At 61.6% G+C, this 18,719-nt stretch carries 15 protein-coding genes and 1 pseudogene; 4 read left to right on the top strand and 12 right to left on the bottom strand.

Annotated elements, in window-relative coordinates; all coding sequences use genetic code 11:
• Positions 1-1,231: 1,231 nt before the first annotated feature.
• Positions 1,232-1,456: a hypothetical protein gene (locus EOA13_RS34125; RefSeq protein ID WP_127297630.1), complete on the top strand. Its 225-nt coding sequence runs from the start codon at positions 1,232-1,234 to the stop codon at positions 1,454-1,456.
• Positions 1,457-1,636: 180 nt separating this feature from the next.
• Here EOA13_RS34125 and EOA13_RS34120 read toward each other — a convergent pair whose 3' ends face one another.
• The 7 genes from EOA13_RS34120 to EOA13_RS34090 all read right to left on the bottom strand — a co-directional run bounded on the left by EOA13_RS34120 (position 1,637) and on the right by EOA13_RS34090 (position 10,076).
• Positions 1,637-1,993, bottom strand: coding sequence for a hypothetical protein (locus tag EOA13_RS34120; protein ID WP_127297629.1), 357 nt, complete (start codon positions 1,991-1,993; stop codon positions 1,637-1,639).
• Positions 1,994-2,883: 890 nt separating this feature from the next.
• Positions 2,884-3,849 (bottom strand): ABC transporter permease, encoded by a 966-nt coding sequence (locus EOA13_RS34115; protein WP_127297628.1) that lies wholly within the window; start codon positions 3,847-3,849, stop codon positions 2,884-2,886.
• 3 nt (positions 3,850-3,852) lie between these two features.
• The gene (locus EOA13_RS34110; protein ID WP_245490565.1) at positions 3,853-4,842 is read right to left on the bottom strand and encodes an ABC transporter permease; all 990 of its coding nucleotides are present in this window, start codon (positions 4,840-4,842) and stop codon (positions 3,853-3,855) included.
• Between the two features lie 5 nt (positions 4,843-4,847).
• Positions 4,848-6,392 carry a sugar ABC transporter ATP-binding protein gene (locus EOA13_RS34105; protein WP_127297626.1) on the bottom strand — a complete coding sequence of 515 codons (1,545 nt, stop codon included), beginning with the start codon at positions 6,390-6,392 and terminating at the stop codon, positions 4,848-4,850.
• Positions 6,393-6,452: 60 nt separating this feature from the next.
• Positions 6,453-7,433, bottom strand: coding sequence for an ABC transporter substrate-binding protein (locus tag EOA13_RS34100; RefSeq protein ID WP_127297625.1), 981 nt, complete (start codon positions 7,431-7,433; stop codon positions 6,453-6,455).
• 100 nt (positions 7,434-7,533) lie between these two features.
• Entirely contained in the window at positions 7,534-9,153 is a 1,620-nt protein-coding gene (locus EOA13_RS34095) for a GMC family oxidoreductase (protein WP_127297624.1), read from the bottom strand.
• Complete coding sequence (locus EOA13_RS34090) at positions 9,150-10,076, bottom strand: FCD domain-containing protein (protein ID WP_245490563.1); 927 nt, start codon at positions 10,074-10,076, stop codon at positions 9,150-9,152. The genes EOA13_RS34095 and EOA13_RS34090 overlap by 4 nt, the downstream gene beginning before the upstream one ends.
• On the opposite strand from EOA13_RS34090, the gene EOA13_RS34085 reads away from it, so the two are divergent.
• Entirely contained in the window at positions 10,075-11,169 is a 1,095-nt protein-coding gene (locus tag EOA13_RS34085) for a mandelate racemase/muconate lactonizing enzyme family protein (protein WP_127297623.1), read from the top strand. The genes EOA13_RS34090 and EOA13_RS34085 overlap by 2 nt on opposite strands.
• 307 nt (positions 11,170-11,476) lie before the next feature.
• On the opposite strand, the gene EOA13_RS34080 is transcribed toward EOA13_RS34085, so the two are convergent.
• From EOA13_RS34080 to EOA13_RS34065, 4 genes and pseudogenes are all read right to left on the bottom strand, one after another.
• Positions 11,477-12,991: a protein adenylyltransferase SelO gene (locus EOA13_RS34080; RefSeq protein WP_245490562.1), complete on the bottom strand. Its 1,515-nt coding sequence runs from the start codon at positions 12,989-12,991 to the stop codon at positions 11,477-11,479.
• Between the two features lie 185 nt (positions 12,992-13,176).
• Positions 13,177-13,352 (bottom strand): annotated as a pseudogene (locus tag EOA13_RS34075) (transposase); the annotation flags it as partial.
• Between the two features lie 179 nt (positions 13,353-13,531).
• Entirely contained in the window at positions 13,532-14,359 is an 828-nt protein-coding gene (locus EOA13_RS34070; protein WP_127297622.1) for a DUF2243 domain-containing protein, read from the bottom strand.
• Between the two features lies 1 nt (position 14,360).
• Positions 14,361-14,531 (bottom strand): hypothetical protein, encoded by a 171-nt coding sequence (locus EOA13_RS34065; RefSeq protein ID WP_127297621.1) that lies wholly within the window; start codon positions 14,529-14,531, stop codon positions 14,361-14,363.
• Positions 14,532-14,690: 159 nt separating this feature from the next.
• On the opposite strand from EOA13_RS34065, the gene ctaD reads away from it, so the two are divergent.
• Positions 14,691-16,349 (top strand): cytochrome c oxidase subunit I, encoded by a 1,659-nt coding sequence (gene ctaD, locus EOA13_RS34060; RefSeq protein ID WP_127297620.1) that lies wholly within the window; start codon positions 14,691-14,693, stop codon positions 16,347-16,349.
• A gap of 463 nt (positions 16,350-16,812) precedes the next feature.
• Positions 16,813-17,670, top strand: a complete 858-nt coding sequence (locus tag EOA13_RS34055; protein WP_245490561.1) for an alpha/beta hydrolase — start codon at positions 16,813-16,815, stop codon at positions 17,668-17,670.
• An 877-nt stretch (positions 17,671-18,547) separates the two neighbouring features.
• On the opposite strand, the gene EOA13_RS39140 is transcribed toward EOA13_RS34055, so the two are convergent.
• Positions 18,548-18,715, bottom strand: coding sequence for a GMC oxidoreductase (locus EOA13_RS39140; protein ID WP_281040886.1), 168 nt, complete (start codon positions 18,713-18,715; stop codon positions 18,548-18,550).
• Between the last annotated feature and the right edge of the window lie 4 nt (positions 18,716-18,719).

The following is an 18,719-nucleotide window of genomic DNA, read 5'->3' as shown; positions in this document are numbered from 1 at the left end:
CCGTATTGCTCTTCTCGGCGCCGAGCAGTTCGAGCAGGCGGCAACCGATCCCAACTTCATGGAAATTTCCGCAAGACCGCTGGATGACCAATTCATCTCGCTTGACGCCTACGCCGTCGCGCGAGTCAACCTCGATCAGCCGTCTTCTACCTAGCCCGATCTTCGCTATTTGGCCAAAACCCCGACAAGGAAGAGGGTGATAGTTCTGTGGGGCTCTAAGGCTGCGCCTGGGATCCATCTCGTTTTCGACCCCAAACCCATCGTTGGTCAATCAAACGCATAGCGCGAAAGCAGCAGATCTTGAGTTTCGAACTGGTCTGCCGTGTAAAACGTCCATGTTCGATGTCTCCTTGGCAGGGGAAGCAACAATCACTGGTTCCTACCGCAGGAGGAAACTGGCGCAATGCCGTTGTGGGCGACAGGAATTCGCATTCCGGCAGTTCAGCAAATCCGATGAGAAGGGAACAACGAGGCACTGTGATGGTTCGGTGGCCTCGGAGGTGACAGAGAACGATGGGCAAAAAGCCAGGACAGCAAACGGAATCCACGGCGGACCGCGAAAAGGCGATCGCGGCGCTCTACTTCGCGCGCAAGTGCGGCCTCACGAAGGACGAGGCACAAAGATGCTCGGGAAAGCCCCGATCGGGATCGATGATGAAGCCGAAGAGCGCTCCGGTAGCCGGAGATAGAGGCAATCACCGATCGTGCGTAGCAGCCGGCCGCGGCATGATCTTCTTCACCTCCCATAACGCGTTTCACGAACCGTGCATTCTGCCCATTGACCGGCGCCCCTTGGCCAGCCGCCGCCGACGCGTAGCCCGGCAGAACGCAGTGCGAGCGAAGGGTCTTCAGCTTTGCGGGATTCGAGCCGCCGAGAGGCCGTTCGGATCCTGCCGGGGCCTAGAACACGCAATAACCCAATTGGGGCGCCTCAAAAAGGAAAACATCCTGATGTATAGCGGTTTTCAATGTCGGTCGGCACTGCTGGCCAAGTTCCGAGGGTGAGGTGGGGGGATAAGAGGGCCGATCTGCGTAGGTCTTCGGCCGAATTTCCATCGTCGCGAATGTTCCAGACCGGCAGGGCATCGCTCTGATGCGACGGGCAGGCCAAAACGACCTGCGGGTCCTTTCCGGAACAAAGCGTCGACGATTCGGTTCGGCAGGTAGGCGCCCGAAAGTCAATTCGCCGCAAAATGTCTAGCCAGATGACAGACGAAAGGGAAACTGGAAAATGTCAAAGTCCCCCGACCGCGCCGTTCCCGGCGAAGACAGGATCGAAGCCGGCCCGAACACATCTCCGCAACAGGATCCGGTAGAGGGGCCGCGCGAGACAATCGATCAGGAACTCGAGCGGACAGACGACGAGAATAATTCTGATGAAGCGAAACGCTCCCGCCGAAAACAAGGAAAAGAGGTCGCGAAAGAGACCGAGCTGCCCGAACGCGGCTCTGCCTGAGGACTGCAGGAAAGACACACCCCAGACGCAACGGCGAAGAAATCGCGATCTGCATCTGAACTTTTGCTGCAGTATCGCTTGCCGGAGCGCGAGCCGCCGTCGGCGGTATATTCCGGCCGCGTCCCGCTCATAGCCAGAAAAGATGGCTCAGCGATTAGAGCCACAAAGAGGTCGCGCCGCTCACAGTTCGGTGCTGCTTCGTCCTCTTTCGAAAACAGGGATGTTTTCCTCGTCCTCTTCATTGTCACCGGCCGGTATGTCCTCGGCGTAGCTGCGGGTCAGCTCCTCGGTTTCGCTTAAGCCGTCGATAGTCTCATTGGCGCCTGCCCCTTCATCATGACGACCGGTAATTTCGCTGCGGGGCATCGCGTCGATCGGCCGGTCGACATCGTCGGCTCCCACAAAACCGGGGTCCGCCCCATGCCTGTCCTCATGAGCCGCGGGGCTGTCCAATACGGCGGCATCCTCCGGCCGAATGGGTTCATCATTGGCGAAGTCGCTTCGTCTCGGATACGGGGACCCGTTTCTGCTCGGCATGTCAGGTACTCCTGTTCGTTGCATGTTGGTCTCCGTCGATGCACTCGACTGGCGGCCGAACGCGGCCGAGCTACCGTTGTTCCTCTCTGGATGACAAAAAGTACGGGCGCGGCAGGCGCGAGGGAAAAGTCGGCTGGACGGCTCCGTGGCTTGAGGCTTTGCCAGATCCATCGCTAGAAAATAGCGCTGTTGTTTGTCGATGCCGGTATGTCGATGAGCGTCGGGTTGTCGCCAAAGCTGTTGCTTGAACAGTTAAGCTTTCAGACCCCGAGCCAATCTTCCGCAGACGCGCGGCCGCCATGTCCGGCGAGAGAATGCCGCGGCCCGTGCGACAATCTCGACGGCGCTTCTAAATCAGGCAACAGGCCTTGAGAACGGACCGACCTCGTGCGGAAATCCCACCCCTACATACATGTGAACTGGGTGGAGAAAGGGCGGGACATCATTTTAAGAACTCCTTGAACGCTATGTTCGAAACGTGCGAACGGCGCCCCGGTGCATCGGCTTGGCTTTCCGTTGAGGCTGACGCGAGAAGGAAGACTTTTTCAGCGCGAACCGGATTCGGCAATTGTCGAACGTGCCACGCAGCTTGTCCCGGCGTTCAGCCGCCGGGGCTGCTTGCGGACAGCAAATGGCGAAGCGCTTCAGCCTTCGGACATCGTCCGAGGAGCGGGCGAAGTCTCGCCGGCAGAGCAAGCCCATCCTGTTTCGAATGGAAAGGCAGTGGCAGTCCGTGTTCGTGGCAGTCGCCGGGAAATGACCGTCTCCGGGACGGCCATGTGACTGCACTACAGTCAGCTGTCGGATCCGGCTCCAAAAAGGTGCCGGAGCCAGGTGCAACGGGGGTCTGCAGGACGACTCATCGGGCCTGGGCGGGTCAACCAGGGTACTTAGGCGGTTTCGCGCCTTGTCGTCAGCCGTGCCTGGAGAAGAACGACGACGAGCAAAAACAGCCCTCGGATCACTGACTGCCAGTAGGCCGAGAGGGAAATCCAACCCATCCCGTTTTCAAAGTTCAGGATGTTGAAAAGGATGCCGAGGAGCAGCACCCCGGCCAGCGTAGTCAATACCGAGCCCGAGCCGCCGGTAAGCAGCGTCCCGCCCACGACCACGGCAGCGATGGCAAACAGCTCCCAGCCGACGCCCTCGATTGGCTGGCCAGCGCCGAACTGCGAAGCGAGAACGACGCCGGCGAGCCCGGCCAGGCACCCGCTTGCGACATAGACGAGAAATTTGACGCGGTCTGTGCGCAGTCCCATCAGACGCGACGCATCCTCGCCGCCACCGATGGCCAGCACAGTCCGTCCCGTGCTGGTGTAGTTCAGGACGACCGATCCGATCACATAAGTAACCAGGGCGATGACGGCAGGAATCGGGAAGACCCAGAAATTGCCTTGGCCGATGGCGGTGAAACCTGAATCGTAGGACACCGAAACCGTCTGGTTGCCGGCAAGAAGCAGCGCCGAACCGCTTGCGGCAAGCATGGTTGCAAGCGTGGCGATGAAGGGCATCAGGTTTCCGCGCGTAACGAGGAGCGCGTTGATCAGTCCGGCCGCCAGGCCGGCGCCCACGCCCGCAGCAAGGCCGGCCGCGATGCCGTGCGGGCTCGCCAGGGCGGAAGCGACGCTGCCCAAGGCGGCGACGGAGCCGACCGACAGGTCGATGCCGCCCGTCATAATGACGAAGCACATGCCAAGAGCCACGAGCGCGAACATTGAGTTATAGCGCAGAACACTCATCACGTTGAAGAAGCCCAGGAACCGGTCGTAGCGCAGAAATCCAAACAGGACCAAGGCTGCAAGCGCGACAACGACACCGTAGGTGCCGATGATGCGGACCAGTCGGGCGCTGTTCATGGATTACGCCTTGTGTTGCTGCTGCAGCCAAACGGCGAATGCGATTATGCCGGCCTTGACCACGAGCGCAGCGGCGTCGGGCACGCCGTTGGCGAGCAGGGTGTAGCGCACCAACTGGATGGTCAGGGCGCCGAGCAGGGTACCAATGATCGTCGCCTTGCCGCCGCTGAGCAGCGTGCCTCCCACCGCAACGGCGGCGATGGCGTCGAGTTCCATCCCCAGCCCGACAAGATTTGCGTCACTGGAGGAGTTGATCGCGATGACAACGAGGCCGGCCAGCCCCGCGCATAGGCCGCTGATCGCGTAAACCGCGAGCTTGATCTTCGATACTGCAATGCCGGCGAGTTCGGAGGCCTTTTCATTGCCGCCGACCGCCAGGATGCTTCGCCCGAACACCGTGCGGTGAAGAGCCCAAGCCGCCGCCGCGACCAGCACGGCCATAATGATCACCTGCGCCGGGATGCCGAGGGGGCGGGCAAGCCCGATCCATTGGAATTGAGGCACGCGGAAGGTCTGCAGATTGCCGTTGGTCATGACCTGCGCGATCCCGCGCCCGGCGATGAACAGCACGAGCGTTGCGACAATCGGCTGGATGCGGAAGCGGGAGACCAGCCAGCCATTGAACAGTCCGAACAGGCCGGCAACGAGGATCGACGTGATCATCGCGAGGGTCACCGCCAAATAGATGTTCCCGACGGGGAAGATCGTGCCCATGAAGATCATCGGTGCCAGCGCGCCGGAGATCGCCATCAGTGACCCAACCGACAGGTCGATGCCGCCCGTGGCGATCACCAGCGTCATCCCGACCGCGACGATCACGATCGTGCAGACCTGGGTCAGGTTGACGTTGAGGGTCTGCAGCGTCGCAAAATTGCGCGTATAAGCAAGATTGAAGGCAATCAGCAGCACCAGCGCGATCACCGTGCCGTAGCGCGCCAGGAAGCCGAACAGATTGAAGCCGAGGGTTCCGGCGTCATGGGATGGTCTGGCCAGATCGCTCACGCCGCCTCCTCCACCGAACCGCCATGCGCCATCGCCGCGAGCAACTCCTCCTCGTTGGCTGCCTGACCTTCCAGTTCGGCGACGCTCACTCCCTCGCGCAGAACGAATATGCGGTCGGCCCCTTCCATCACTTCCTCGAGTTCCGAGGAGATCATCAGCACGCCGAGCCCGCCATCGGCAAGCTTGCGGACAAGGCGCTGGATCTCGCCCTTTGCCCCGACATCGATGCCGCGTGTCGGCTCGTCGAGGATAAGCAGCTTCGGGTTCATCGCCAGCCATCGGGCAAGCAGCACCTTTTGCTGGTTGCCGCCGGAGAGTTCCCGGACCTTCTGGTTGGGGCCAGAGCATTTGATGCCGAGTTCGCGAATGAAGCGCTCGACGATCTCCCGTTGCCGGGCCTCGTTCAGGATGCCGCTGCGGCTGATCTTTGGCAGCAGTGCCAGCGTTATGTTTTCGGCGACCGTCATCTCCGGCACGATGCCCTCGGCTTTGCGGTCCTCTGTGCAGAAGCCCATTCCGGCGGCGATTGCGTCGGCGGCTCGCGCGGGATGGTAGGATGCGCCTTCCATCGTCATCTCGCCGGCCTTCAGCCGGTCGGCGCCGAATACAAGCCGGGCTGTTTCGGTGCGGCCGGCGCCGAGCAGGCCGGCGAAGCCGGCGATCTCGCCGCGGCGCACGTCGAAGCTCACATCGCGGACCGCCTGGCCGGCGGACAGCCCTTGCGCGTTAAACAGCACCTCGCCAATCCCGGAGCGATCGCGCTCGCCGAATGCGGTCGCATGCCCATCATTCGCTGCGACATCGCGGCCGAGCATGGCCGAGACCAGTTCCAGCTTGCCGATGTCGCTCATAGCGGCGTTGCGCACTGTGCGGCCGTCGCGCATGATCGTGACCCGGTCGCAGACCTCGTAGAGCTCGTCGAGCTTGTGGCTGACGAATAGAACGGAGACGCCCTCGGCCTTGAGCTGCCGGATGACGCTGAATAGAACCGAGACTTCACGTTCGTCGAGCGAGGAGGTCGGCTCATCCATGATCACGAGGCGGGCGGAAAAGCCGATGGCGCGGGCGATTGCTACCATCTGCTGCGTGGCGGTGTTGAAATCGCCGAGCGGGCGGCGCACATCAATGCTGATCGAGAATCGGCTGAGCAGCCGTTCGGCTTCAGCATGCATCGCGCTCCAGTCGAGCAGGCCTCGGCGGCGCTTCTCGTGTCCGAGGCAGATGTTCTCGGTCACAGAGCGGAGCGGCACGAGATTGATTTCCTGGTAGATGGTGCTGATGCCGCTGACCTGCGCCTGATGCGGAGACCCGACCTCGAACGGCTTCTCCTCGAACAGCATCTGGCCCCCATCGCGGCGGTAGTAGCCGGTGAGCACCTTGATAAGCGTCGATTTGCCCGCACCGTTCTGGCCGATGAGTGCGTGGACCTCACCCGCAAGAACCTGGAGCGAGGCACCGACCAAGGCAGGGATGCCCCCAAAACGCTTCTGGATGTCATGCATGTCCAGGAGCAGCGCGGCTTGGTCCGGTTGGGCGGTCATCGGCAAACTCCGAAACCCTACCCGCCGAAGCGGGCAGGGCAGCTGGAAACAGAGTGGATATCAGAACGCAATATCGAAGTCTTTCTTCGCGTTCGTGGCGTCGAAGAAGGCATCCTCGTTCTTTATGAACGGCGGGATCTTCTTGCCGGCCGCATAGTCGGCCATCGTGGCGAATGCCTTCGGCCCGAACAGCGGGCTGCAGGCGCAGATCGCGCCGATCTTGCCGTCGATGATCGCCTGAACGCCTTCCTTCTCGCCGTCGATGGACAAGATCAGCACATCCTTGCCCGGGGTCTTGCCGGCGGCTTCCAAGGCGGCAATTGCACCCAGCGCCATCTCGTCATTATGCGCGTAGATGATGTCCGCGTCAGGATGCGCCTGAAGCAGCGTCTCTGCGACCTGCCGGCCCTTGTCGCGAGCGAAGTCGCCGGACTGGGACGCCAGGATGGTGAACTCCGAATGCTTGGCGATGAAATCGTCGAAGCCTTTCTTGCGGTCTGTGGCCGCCGAGGCGCCGGTCGTGCCCTCCAGTTCGATGATCTTCGACTTGCCGTTGGCATTCTTGACCAGCCACTCGCCGATACGGGTCGCCTCCTCGATGAAATCCGAACCGATGAAGCAGACGTAATCCTCGCCCGGCTTGGCCATCGTGTGGTCGACGTCGCGGTCGACCAGGAACACTGGTATGCCGGCATCGCGCGCCGCCAGGATGACCGGCACCAGGGGCTTGTCCTCACGTGGGGGCAGGAAGATGGCGTCGACGCCCTGCGCGATCATCGAGTTCACGTCGGAGGCCTGCTTGGCCGACGAACCGGCCGCATCCGTGTAGACCAACTGATGGCCGAGCTTGGCGGCCTCGTCCTGCATGCTCTTGGTCTCGGCAAGGCGCCACGGATTGTTGCTTTCCGTCTGGGCGAAACCGACCTTGTACTTGTCCTTCTTGGCGAGCGGCGGCAGCGCCGCGAAGGCGCGTGAGCCGAGCGTCAGCGCGACCGCGCCGGCGGCCGAGCCAACCAGTAATTTTCGACGGGTAATAATCATGCTCTTTCCTCCTTGATTGTCGCTTTCTGCGACTGTGGACTTCCTCACGATTTCGGCCCTGACGGCCTCTGCATGCCACATTGGCAAACTGGATCAGGCTCTATGCCGCCTCCAGGATGAAATCGGCGCAGCGGTCGCCCAGCATCATCGCCGGCGCAGCCGTGTTGCCGGCATTGATGTTCGGGCAGGCCGACATGTCGGCAACCCGCAGATTGTCCACTCCGCGCACGCGCATCGCGGCGTCCAGCACCGCCATCCGGTCGCTGTCGGAGCCCATCCGGCAAGTGCCGGCCGGATGGTAGTTGGTCTTGACGAAGCGCTTGCAATGTCTTGCTAGCGCCTCGTCGCTGAGATCATCCCGACTTGGCACGGCAATGGCCTTTACCCGATCGGCGAGCGGCCTTGTCTGGAATGCCTGCAGGAAATAACGCTGGCCGGAGATCATCTCCCGCATGTCGTCTGGATGCTTAAGCAGATTGGGCGAAACGACCGGCATGTCCTTCGGATTCGCCGAACGCAGCCTCACGAAACCGCGCGACTTCGGCTTCACAACCACCGTCGTGACGGTAAGCCCATAGGTGTTCTCGACCAACGTCAGAATATCGCGATCCAGATAGACGTGCGGAACGCAGAAGGCCTGGATCGTCGGTTCGCCGTCGGGATCAGCTGGGTTGACGAAGGCGCCGGCCTCGACCCCTGCCGAGAGGATCGTGCCGGTGCCGAAGAGTTTGAAATGCAGGCCATTCCTTATCATCCGCCAGCCTTGGCCTTGCCTGAAATAGCCGTAAGGGCCGTTCGCCGTGGCAATGATCGGGACCTCCGGATGGTCGATCAGATTCTCGCCGACCCCGGGAAGGTCGGCGACGCAGGCAATGCCATACCTGGCGAGCGCGTCGGCCGGGCCGATGCCGGACAGCATGAGCAGTTTCGGCGAGATGAGGGCACCCGACGAGACAATGACGTCGGCATCCGCATAGGCGATATGCTCGGCGCCCGATGCGTCGGAGTAGACGACGCCGGTGACCCGCCCGTTCTCGATCAGGAGCCGGCTGACAGTGCAATTGAGCTTCACCGTCAGCTTGGGATCATTCGTCAGCGGCTCGATGAAAGCGTAGGCGGCGCTGCTGCGCTTTCCGCGCCGGTTCATGAACTGGTAAAAGCCGACGCCGCGCTGCGACGGCCCGTTAAAATCATGGTTGTACGGCAGTCCCAGCCCTTGGACCGCCTGGACGAACCAACGCGAAACATCATCGATGTGGCCGGGATCCGAGACCAGCAGCGGACCTTCGCTGCCATGCAGTTCGCCGGCGAGTCGATTGTTTCCCTCCATGCCGGTGAAGTGCGGCAGCACTGCCTGCCAGTTCCAGCGTACGCCGGCATTGTTGCCGCGCATCATCTCGTCCCACTCGTCGTAATCGGCCGAGCGGCCTCGCATATAGACCTGGGCGTTGACCGAGGTGCCGCCACCCAACACGTTGCCTTGCGAGATTTCGTGAATGCGGCCGTCGAGGTGGGCTTGCGGCTCGGTGCGGTGATAGCGCATGAATTTCGAGCCGTTGATCATCTTGAAGATGCCGGGCGGCATGTCGAGCAGAGGGTGATGATGGGAATGGCCGGCCTCCATTAGCAGGGTTCGCCTTCCTGCTTTCACCAGCCTTGCCGCCGCAACGCATCCGGCCGCGCCGCCGCCCACTACGATATGGTCGTAGGACTGCGTCATGCCTCAGGCGCCTCACGGCTTTCGAAAGTACCGCGCACATACTCCCAGGCCGCCGAAAGGTGATTGAGGAGCGCCCGCTCGGCGCCGTCGGGATCTCGCTCGATGATGGCCGTGCAGATTTCCCGATGGCTTAGGAAATTCACGCGGTTGCGCTCGGGCGATCGGGGCATGCGCATCCACTGCGGCGACAGCCAAGCGGTGAATGCCTTGTGCACCACAGGTAGCACCGGGTTCCGGGCGATATCATAAAGCGCTGCGTGGAAAGCCACGTCGGTTGCGTAGAATTTCTGCGAGTCCGGAATAGCCGCCTCGTTCATCGCCAGTGCGGCCCTCAGCGCTGCGATGTCTTCCTTGCGGGCATGCATGGCCGCATTGCGCGCCAAGGAGGCCTCGAGGAAGACGCGCATGTCGTAAAGGTTCTTCACGCCTGCTTGGTCGCTCAGCAGATGGCCGACAATGCCATTGAGGGCGCCGAGCGCAGCATCCAGGCCGGGCCTGCGTGCAACTGGCCGGAAGCGTGGACGCGCTTCCACCAGACCGCGGCTGGCCAGACGTGCAATCGCCTCACGCACAACGCCCCGGCCCACGCCATACTCGATCATCAATTCGCGCTCGGCCGGCAGGTAGCTGCCATCGCCAAGCCTTCCGGATGTGATGTCGGCCTCGATCCCAGCCACCATCGCGTCGGCCGCGCGGGCGGCAACGATCACTGCGGGCATCTCAGGCTCTCCCGTATGCAGCAAGCCTTCTTCCTCCCAATCAGCGATCATATTAGAAAGCAATTCGGACCAAAGTACAAGCGTGCCGATACCCTCGTAGGACCAAAAGTTCCCAATGGCACTGAAATTCCAGGCAGACCGTTGCGAGCCCGGGAAGTTGGTGCAATTATGGTCCGATGAAAAAATCTGGACGAGATGCCGCATGAGCCGCACCGAAATCAGGGATGTCGAGACCCGGCTGTTCCGGGTCCCGCTGCGTGAGGTGATGACCGATGCCAAGCACGGCGCGCACACGCATTTCGAGTTGGTGACTGTCACGCTTAGGCTTGCCGATGGCAGCGAGGGCACCGGCTACACTTACACCGGCGGCAAGGGCGGCCATGCCATCAAGGCAATGATCGAGCACGACCTCGCGCCTTTCGTCCGGGGACGCGACGCGACCGGGATCGAGACGCTCTACGACGGCATGCTCTGGCACATCCACTATGTCGGGCGAGGCGGTATCGCATCCTTCGCGATATCGGCAATCGACATCGCGCTATGGGATCTCAAGGGCCGGCGCAGTGGCCTGCCGCTGTGGCAGATGGCTGGCGCCACAGGGAAGACCGCCAAGGCCTATCGCGGCGGCATCGACCTGAATTTTACCCTTGATCAGCTCCTGGCCAGCACCGATTCCTATTTGAAGGCCGGCTTCACGGCGGTTAAGATCAAAGTCGGCAAGGACGATCTTGCGGAGGATGTGGCCCGGGTGAAGGCAGTCCGCGGGCGCATCGGGCCCGACGCTACCTTTATGGTTGACGCCAACTACGCGCTGAACGTCCCGCGGGCGATCGAAGCGGCCACAGCATTTGCGCCGTACGATCTGCTGTGGTTCGAGGAGCCCATCATACCCGACGACTATGAAGGCTACGCCAGCATTGCCAAGGCAACGGGCATGCCGCTGGCAATGGGAGAAAACCTGCATGTCATCGAGGAGTTCGAGCATGCCTTCGCCTGGTCCAAGCTCGCCTACATCCAACCCGACGCGTCCAACTGCGGCGGGGTCACGGGCTGGCTGCGCGTGGCAGCGCTTTCACGCAACGCCGGCATTCCCGTGTGCAGCCATGGAATGCAGGAACTTCATGTCAGCCTCGTCGCAGGCCAGACAAATGGCGGCTGGGTGGAGGCGCACAGCTTCGATATAGACCATTATACCACTCAGCCGCTTAGGCTTCAGAATGGTGTTGCGCTAGCACCCGACGAGCCCGGCGTGGGCGTTGTTTTCGACTGGCAGAAACTAGCTGGCTTTGAGGAATAGCGCGCCCGAAAGGCGGAACGAGGCGAGATCTTCGACGACGGCCAGATTTGCCTCGGAGCGCCGTTCGTGCCTCTCATTGCGCAGAGCATGAAGTCACTGCCCGGTCCGCCCGAATTTCGCCTCCGAGTACAGCTGCTGAGGGCGAGATATCGGTTCCGCACGAACTGAAACGCAGTTAGGAATACACCCGGTGTATGTTTGCACCTCGGCCCGAGCAGTGCGCCGGCCGAAGGAACATCGTGCTCGCAGCGAGATTTAGAGGCGGTCGCATGCCTGGTCAGATCCTGCTTCCTCGCGCAACGATCTCTCATGTCCCGCAGAAGGTCTGCAGAACCCGCTCATCCGGTCGGGGCGGGTCCGCGTAGCGCTCCATCCCCGGCTGCTCGTCGAAGGGCCGGCTGATGACCCTGAGAATCTCCTCGAAAGGTTCGAAGTCGCCACCCAGCGCCGCCTTGATCATCGCCTCGATGCGATGGTTGCGAGGGATGAATTTGGGATTGGCGGCATGCATGCCGGCCCGGCGCGTGGCCGTGTCGGCTGCTTCGCTTGCGATGCGCTCGCGCCACCGCGCCGACCAGACATCGAATGCGCCTGGATCCTGAAACAACTGCCGCGCCGTGCCTTGGCCGTCCGCAGCGTCGAGGTCATCGCCCAGACGCCGGAAGCCGAGCGTGAAGTCCGCTTCGCCGACAGCCAGCACATCCAGAAAATCGGCAGCGAGTTGCAAGTCGCCTTCCGCCTCGGTCCGCAATCCGAGTTTTCTGCGGAAGCCGCGCTGCAACACAGTCTCATAGGAGGACTGGAAAGACACAAGCACCTCTTCAGCTTCAGAGACGGCTTCATTCTCGTCCGTGCTCATGAGCGGCAGCAGCGTCTCGGCAAACCGTGCAAGGTTCCATGTCGCGACATGAGGCTGGTTGGCATAGGCATAGCGGCCGACGCGGTCGATCGAACTAAACACCGCGCTCGGGTCATAGGCGTCCATGAAAGCGCACGGGCCATAGTCGATCGTTTCGCCCGAGATCGCCATGTTGTCGGTGTTCATGACGCCATGGATGAAGCCGACCAGCATCCAGCGCGCCACCAGATCGGCCTGTGCAGCGACAACGGCCTCCAGCAAAGCACGGTAACGCCGCGCTTGCCGCGCCAGCAGTGGGAAGTGGCGCTGAATGGCATAGTCGGCGAGGATCTTGAGCCCCGCGGTGTCGCGGCGCGCAGCGAAATATTGGAAGGTGCCTATCCGGATATGGCTGGTCGCCACTCTTGTAAGGACTGCGCCGGGCAGCCGGACCTCGCGATAGACCGGGTCCCCGGTGAGCACAGCCGCCAGGCCTCGCGTCGTCGGAATGCCCAGCGCGGCCATTGCTTCGCCGACGACGTACTCGCGCAGGACGGGGCCGAGGGCTGCGCGGCCGTCGCCGTTGCGCGAGAACCGCGTCGGTCCCGATCCCTTCAGCTGGATGTCACGGCGAATGCCGTTGACGTCCACCACTTCGCCAAGCAGCAGAGCGCGCCCGTCGCCGAGCTGAGGCACGAAGTTTCCGAACTGGTGACCTGCATAGGCCAGGGCTATGGCTTGCAAGCCTGCCGGAAATCTGTTGCCGGCGAGCATTTCCACTCCGTCCGGGCTGGTAAGCTGGTCGGCATCGAGCCCGAGTTCCTTGGCAAGGGGCCTGTTAAACCGGATCAGTCGGGGTTCGGACACCGGCTTCGGATCTGTCTGCGCGAAGAAGCGCTCCGGCAGTTGCGCATAGCTGTTGCTGAGGGCGGGAAGCCCAATCTGAATCGCTTTGGGTTGTTCAGCGGTCGCAGGTGACGTCATGACAATCTGGCTCTGGAAGGGGAGGGGCCCAACAGCTCCGGTTTCGAGGAGCCTGTGTTCACTTGTCATATAGGGACGCAACTTCGCTGGTACCATCCGGATCCATCTGGCCGGCACCGGATAAAAGCTGGGAACCACCCGCGTAAATCGAGTTCGGGCTACCCTGCGACACCAACGGAAGCGTCGGCTTTGGCCCAATCGCGGCATCTCTTGAAGACGGTGTTCCAACTCCGAAAAAAGCCTGGAAGGTCACGCCATGGGCTTGCCGTGCGCACGATCCACAGCACGGCCTCGATAAAGCGGCGGTTTATCGCCGCCGCTTCGACCTTGGTCCATTGCCTTGCCCAGGCAATGCGGACATCTTGGTCCATTGGGCGTCAGTCGCACAAATCGTTGCATCCAGAGCTTGAATCAAACAAGCCAAAAGTGGGACTTGCCCACCCTCCAGACCGGAAAAGCGTTCGCGCAAGACAAGGATCCGCGGTGCTCCGGCTGGCTGCTCTCGATGGCGAGCTTCATGCCCCCTGTCCGATTCCGAACTCAAAGCGCGGCAGCAATGTCTTTTCGCGCGTTTGGGCTGTTGTCCCTCCGGGCGGCATCGGTCCAAGCGAGGCATCCGGCAATGACAGGCGTCGTGCTGACGACCAGGGCGCCGCGCGCGTGCAGGATCATCAACCCGCGCCATGAGACCCTATCGACCGCCAAGATGGTGCCGCTGGTGTCAGCCCCCCTGAGGTCGGCGTCGGCGGCTTGAATCGCCCGCATCATTGCGGCGGGTTCCATCCCAGCTCGAAAGACGATGACGGAAGTGGCGGCACCGTTGAAGAGTGGGCCGACGCCCGCAGCCAGTCCTGCAAGCAGGACGATGCTGGTCAGAGCCGCCGAGGCACCGCGTGCCGGTCCACCGCGGTTAGGCAGCACCAGCACCAACAGCAGCGGCACGATTCCGAAGATGACCAGCCACGCAATGTCCCAGGCGAGCGGCATGTCGCTGTTCATCTTGATCCGATGCAGGCCGAGCAGCCAATGGAACACAATGGCGTCCACCAGATGCCAGACGCCGAACCCGGTGAAGGCGAGCCGAAGAATCTCGGTCGTCGTTCCCGCCCGCCCGCCTGATGCCCTCGCCGCCACCAGCAGCACCGTGCCGGCAACGGCCAACACGTACATGAACAGGTGGAAGAGGCCGTCGGCCATGATCTGAAAGCGCAGGTCGTCACCCGCAGGGTCGGTGAGACCCGAGAGAAGATGATGCCATTGCAGAATCTGATGCAGGACGATGCCGTCGAAGAAGCCGCCCAGCGCGAAGCCGAGCAGAAGCCAGCCGACTCGCGTTCTCGGGTCGAGTTTCGCGGTGATGGTGTCCATATCAGGACGACTCCGCCGAAACAGGAGAGCCAAGTCTGATTAGCAGCTCCAGGTGCATTGCCCTGTCCGACGTCGGGTCGTGGAGACCAAGACGGCCCTCGATCCAGAAGGCGGTAATCAGCCCGCCGACCACTGTCGTCAGAACCAATGTCGCAGCAATGATTGCCAGCATGGACGTTGATCCTTCAACCGCGCAGGGTCACGCCGCGCCCGACCCGAACCTCAGCTTCTGCCGTATGTTCCCTCGCGTCGGGCGTTCTGGGGAGGGAACAATCAACTGACATCACGGTTCGGATGCCCTGTTGAGGGATGGCTGAGGCGGAGAACGCTCATGAGTGAATATTCGGCGGCGGCTCCGAGCAGCCGCGACGACCACAAGCCGAGTGGCATCACCCGCTGGCTTTTTTCGACAAACCACAAGGATATCGGCACCCTTTACCTGATCTTCGCCTTCATCGCGGGGGTCGTCGGCATGCTCTTGTCGGTGGGCATGCGAATTGAACTGCAGCAACCCGGGATCCAGGTTTTCCCTGGGTTGGCATCGATGATCTATGGCTACCAGGGCGACGCGGCCATAGATGCCGGCAAGCAACTTTATAACGTATTCACCACGGCGCACGCGCTGATCATGATCTTCTTCACCGTCATGCCCGCACTGATCGGTGGGTTCGCGAACTGGATGGTTCCGGTCATGATCGGCGCCCCGGACATGGCCTTCCCACGCATGAACAACATCTCGTTCTGGCTGCTGCCGCCGGCATTGATGCTGCTTTTGTTGTCAATCTTCATGCCCAGCGTCCCCGGCGGCTACGGTCCCGGGACCGGCTGGTTCCTCTACCCGCCCCTGTCGACCTCCGGCCATCCCGGTCCTGCCGTCGATCTGGTCATTCTTTCTCTGCACATCGCGGGAGCCTCTTCTATACTAGGCGCCATCAATTTCATCACCACGATCTTCAATATGCGCGCGCCGGGGATGACGTTGCATAAAATGCCTCTGTTCGTGTGGTCGATCCTCATCACCGGCTTCCTTTTGCTGCTGGCCCTGCCTGTCCTGGCCGGCGCCATCACCATGCTCCTGACGGATCGGAATTTTGGCACCACATTCTTCGCGCCGGACGGCGGCGGCGACCCTATCCTGTACCAGCATCTCTTCTGGTTCTTTGGCCATCCTGAAGTCTACATCATGATCTTGCCGGCCTTCGGCATGGTCAGCCAGGTGATCTCGACATTTTCGCGAAAGCCGATCTTCGGCTATCTGGGCATGGTCTACGCGATCGTCGCGATCGGGGCGATCGGTTTCGTTGTTTGGGCACACCATATGTACACCAGCGGAATAGGGCTGGACACGCAGCGCTACTTCACCTTCGCCACGATGGTAATCGCGGTGCCGACCGGGATAAAAGTGTTCTCCTGGATTGCAACCATGTGGGGTGGTTCGGTCAGCCTGCGCACCCCGATGCTGTGGGCGCTCGGCTTCATATTCCTGTTCACTGTCGGCGGGGTGACCGGCGTTCAACTTGCAAATGCCAGCCTCGACCGTCAATTGCACGACACCTACTATGTCGTCGCACACTTCCACTACATTCTTTCGCTGGGGGCCATCTTCGGCATCTTCGCGGGCTGGTATTACTGGTTTCCGAAGATGACGGGATATCTGTACAACCCGCTCCTGGCTGGAATCCATTTCTGGACGACCTTCGTCGGTGTGAACCTCGTCTTCTTCCCCCACCACTTTCTCGGGATGGCTGGCATGCCGCGTCGCTATATCGACTATCCCGACGCTTTTGCCGGTTGGAACATGGTCTCCTCCTTTGGATCGTATTTGTCGGCCGCGAGTGTCTTGATTTTTATCGCCGGCATCGTGGAGGCTTTCCACCGGCGAAGGGCCGCCGGCACGAACCCGTGGGGGCCAGGGGCCACCACATTGGAATGGGAATTGACCTCTCCGCCTCCTTTCCATCAATGGGACCGGCTGCCGAAAATCAGATGAATCCGGCTGGCCGAGCGCGACAGACGGCCGGATCGGCGCTGAGTTGGAAGGCCGCGCAACGCGCTCGCCGTGAACCTCGAAGGGAGAACCTCCGCTATCGGAAGCTGATCACCAGCACGCGAGAGTTGACGAGGCCTACTGCCGAGGCAAAACAGCCGGGTCGTCGGAACCCATGCTTTCTGTGCATCGGCCTTTATGAGGATACGGCGATCGTGGTGAAGGGCGAGACGTTGAGGGTGATCGGCAGGGGCGCTGTTAATCTGGTCGATGCAGTCGGCGCCGCACAACCGAACCGTGGTGCCACCATGTCGTCCCAGCGCCGGAGCTGAGCATGTTATCAAACCCAATAAAGCTCGCCACGGTATTTGCGGCTACCGGCCTGTCGCTGGCGGCATACAATCACGCGCGCGCCAGGAAGGCTAGGGTTCCCGGATCTTTTGGACGCACTGTTAGGATCGATGGGGTGGATCTGCGCGTCATCGAGAAAGGCAGCGGGCTTCCCTTGCTCCTGTTGCATGGCAATGGCTCAGTGGCGGAGGATTTTGCGGTCAGCGGCATGCTCGATCTGGCGAGTGCCAAGCACCGGGTCGTCGCTTTCGACCGACCCGGCTTCGGCGGAAGCTCGCGACCGGCTGGAAAGCGCTGGTCGGCGCGTGAGCAAGCCGATCTCTTCCATGAGGCCGCCGCCAGCCTCGGCATTCACAGATACCTCGTGCTCGGACATTCCTGGGGCGCTTGGATCGCGCTGGAGATGGCCCGCAGGCATGCTCCCTCGGCAGCCGGCCTGGTCCTCGTCTCGGGTTATTACTACCCGCCACCGAGGCTGGATCTCGCTCTTGCAGCACTACCTGCCGTACCGCTGATCGGCACGGCATTCTGTCACACCTTGCTGCCGCTCGGAGTAAGATTCGGCTGGCCATCGGCCATGCGAACAATATTCTGGCCCGGGCCGGTCTCCGATGCTTTTTCGGTGAGCACAAGGGAGGTTGCTACCCGACCGTCTCAGTTGCGCTCCGTCTGCGTGGAGACAGCCCTGATGCTCGGCGCGGCGCTGTTGACGAAACCCAGCTATCGAGACATCGGCGTGCCGACCGGTATTGTCGCTGGAGCGCGGGACAGGCTGTTCGACGCTCGGCGCAACGCGGAACGCTTGCATGCCGAGATCTCAGGATCACTGATTGAAATAGTCCCGAATGCCGGGCACATGGCTCACCACAGTGCCCCCCAAACGGTGCTCGGAATGATCGACAAGGTCACCTGTATGTCTCGCCTACCAACAGGCGGATACCCCAGCGATGCGCTCTCGCCAGCTGCACGCTGACGGCCACCGGCTTGCGCGAAGGGCTGTGGAGAGGCCAAGCGACCACTCCAGCACACCCGGACAGCGGGCGGGTCACTGGTCGGGAACTCGTCTTGTTTGAACAGTCGCTGTCAAACCAGGCGGTAGGAATCGCCGGTTTTCTGATCGGGTGGAAGACGCGGCAGAAAAGGCCGCTGGCGCGGTGCTGTTCAAGCTCTTTGTCGATGGCTACCGGCGATTTTAAAGAACCGCGGCGATCGGAAATGACGTGAACGGTACTGTTGCATAGCCATGGGCAAAGATGGACACCTTGTTTCGGCGCCCATTGATAGTTACAAGACCTTGATTGCCGAAACGCGGCTTGGATGCTCGCTGAGCATGGCCGAGCAGTCATCTATCAGCTGCAACGATGCCTTGCTAGACTCCTGGGCGAATCTGCGAAAGGCTGGCACTCGATTGAAACGGCCGCACGGTCGGGCAAATAGTTGCCGTCGAACGGCGTCCGGCCGAGAATCCACCTTGCAGGGGTAAGTCGAGGCTGGGGTTGGCTCGGTCTTTCTAAAATTCCGAAAGAAGCTACTGCGCGAGATATCGAGAATGCGGGCGTCCTCCAGCTGAGATACATCCTCTCCGCCCTCTGCAAGGTCCGACTGCACTTGGATCGGCTTGCGAGCTTGCCCACATTCGCATGGAACTAAGAGACCCCGCCGCAATAAGTGCTCACGGGCCCCCGACACGGGCAAGCCGCGTCCCGAATGTGACCCGGTTGCATTGAATTGGCGAGCCAGGTCGGACAAAGGGTTCTCGGCCCCGGATCCGCTTGACCCAGATCCCGCCCGGTACCCGACTTTCAGGCGCGCATTTGGCGACAGTCACTCAGCAGCTGCCGGTGTGATCATCACCGGCGAAGCCTGTCGGCGAGACGGAGCCCAAGGGCCAAGATCGTCAAGGTGGGATTCGCCTGGCTGGAGGTGGCCAGAACCGAGCCACCTGCGATGTGCAGGTTCATCAGTCCATGAACTCGGCATTCAGCGTCAACAACCCCGTCCGCCGGGCTCGCAGACATCCGC

The organism is Mesorhizobium sp. M7A.F.Ca.US.011.01.1.1 (assembly GCF_003998295.1).
Lineage (GTDB): Bacteria > Pseudomonadota > Alphaproteobacteria > Rhizobiales > Rhizobiaceae > Mesorhizobium.
Note: the sequence above shows the minus strand (reverse complement) of the source record. Positions and strands in the feature narration are given on the sequence as shown.

Excerpts from the sequence above, each read along its gene's own strand:
- EOA13_RS34120 (WP_127297629.1), bottom strand. The coding sequence starts at position 1,993 with ATGCCGAGCAGAAACGGGTCCCCGTATCCGAGACGAAGCGACTTCGCC.
- EOA13_RS39140 (WP_281040886.1), bottom strand. The coding sequence starts at position 18,715 with ATGTCTGCGAGCCCGGCGGACGGGGTTGTTGACGCTGAATGCCGAGTT.
- EOA13_RS34080 (WP_245490562.1), bottom strand. The coding sequence starts at position 12,991 with ATGACGTCACCTGCGACCGCTGAACAACCCAAAGCGATTCAGATTGGG.
- EOA13_RS34095 (WP_127297624.1), bottom strand. The coding sequence starts at position 9,153 with ATGACGCAGTCCTACGACCATATCGTAGTGGGCGGCGGCGCGGCCGGA.
- EOA13_RS34100 (WP_127297625.1), bottom strand. The coding sequence starts at position 7,433 with ATGATTATTACCCGTCGAAAATTACTGGTTGGCTCGGCCGCCGGCGCG.
- EOA13_RS34125 (WP_127297630.1), top strand. The coding sequence starts at position 1,232 with ATGTCAAAGTCCCCCGACCGCGCCGTTCCCGGCGAAGACAGGATCGAA.
- EOA13_RS34115 (WP_127297628.1), bottom strand. The coding sequence starts at position 3,849 with ATGAACAGCGCCCGACTGGTCCGCATCATCGGCACCTACGGTGTCGTT.
- ctaD (WP_127297620.1), top strand. The coding sequence starts at position 14,691 with ATGAGTGAATATTCGGCGGCGGCTCCGAGCAGCCGCGACGACCACAAG.
- EOA13_RS34105 (WP_127297626.1), bottom strand. The coding sequence starts at position 6,392 with ATGACCGCCCAACCGGACCAAGCCGCGCTGCTCCTGGACATGCATGAC.
- EOA13_RS34070 (WP_127297622.1), bottom strand. The coding sequence starts at position 14,359 with ATGGACACCATCACCGCGAAACTCGACCCGAGAACGCGAGTCGGCTGG.
- EOA13_RS34085 (WP_127297623.1), top strand. The coding sequence starts at position 10,075 with ATGAGCCGCACCGAAATCAGGGATGTCGAGACCCGGCTGTTCCGGGTC.
- EOA13_RS34090 (WP_245490563.1), bottom strand. The coding sequence starts at position 10,076 with ATGCGGCATCTCGTCCAGATTTTTTCATCGGACCATAATTGCACCAAC.
- EOA13_RS34065 (WP_127297621.1), bottom strand. The coding sequence starts at position 14,531 with ATGCTGGCAATCATTGCTGCGACATTGGTTCTGACGACAGTGGTCGGC.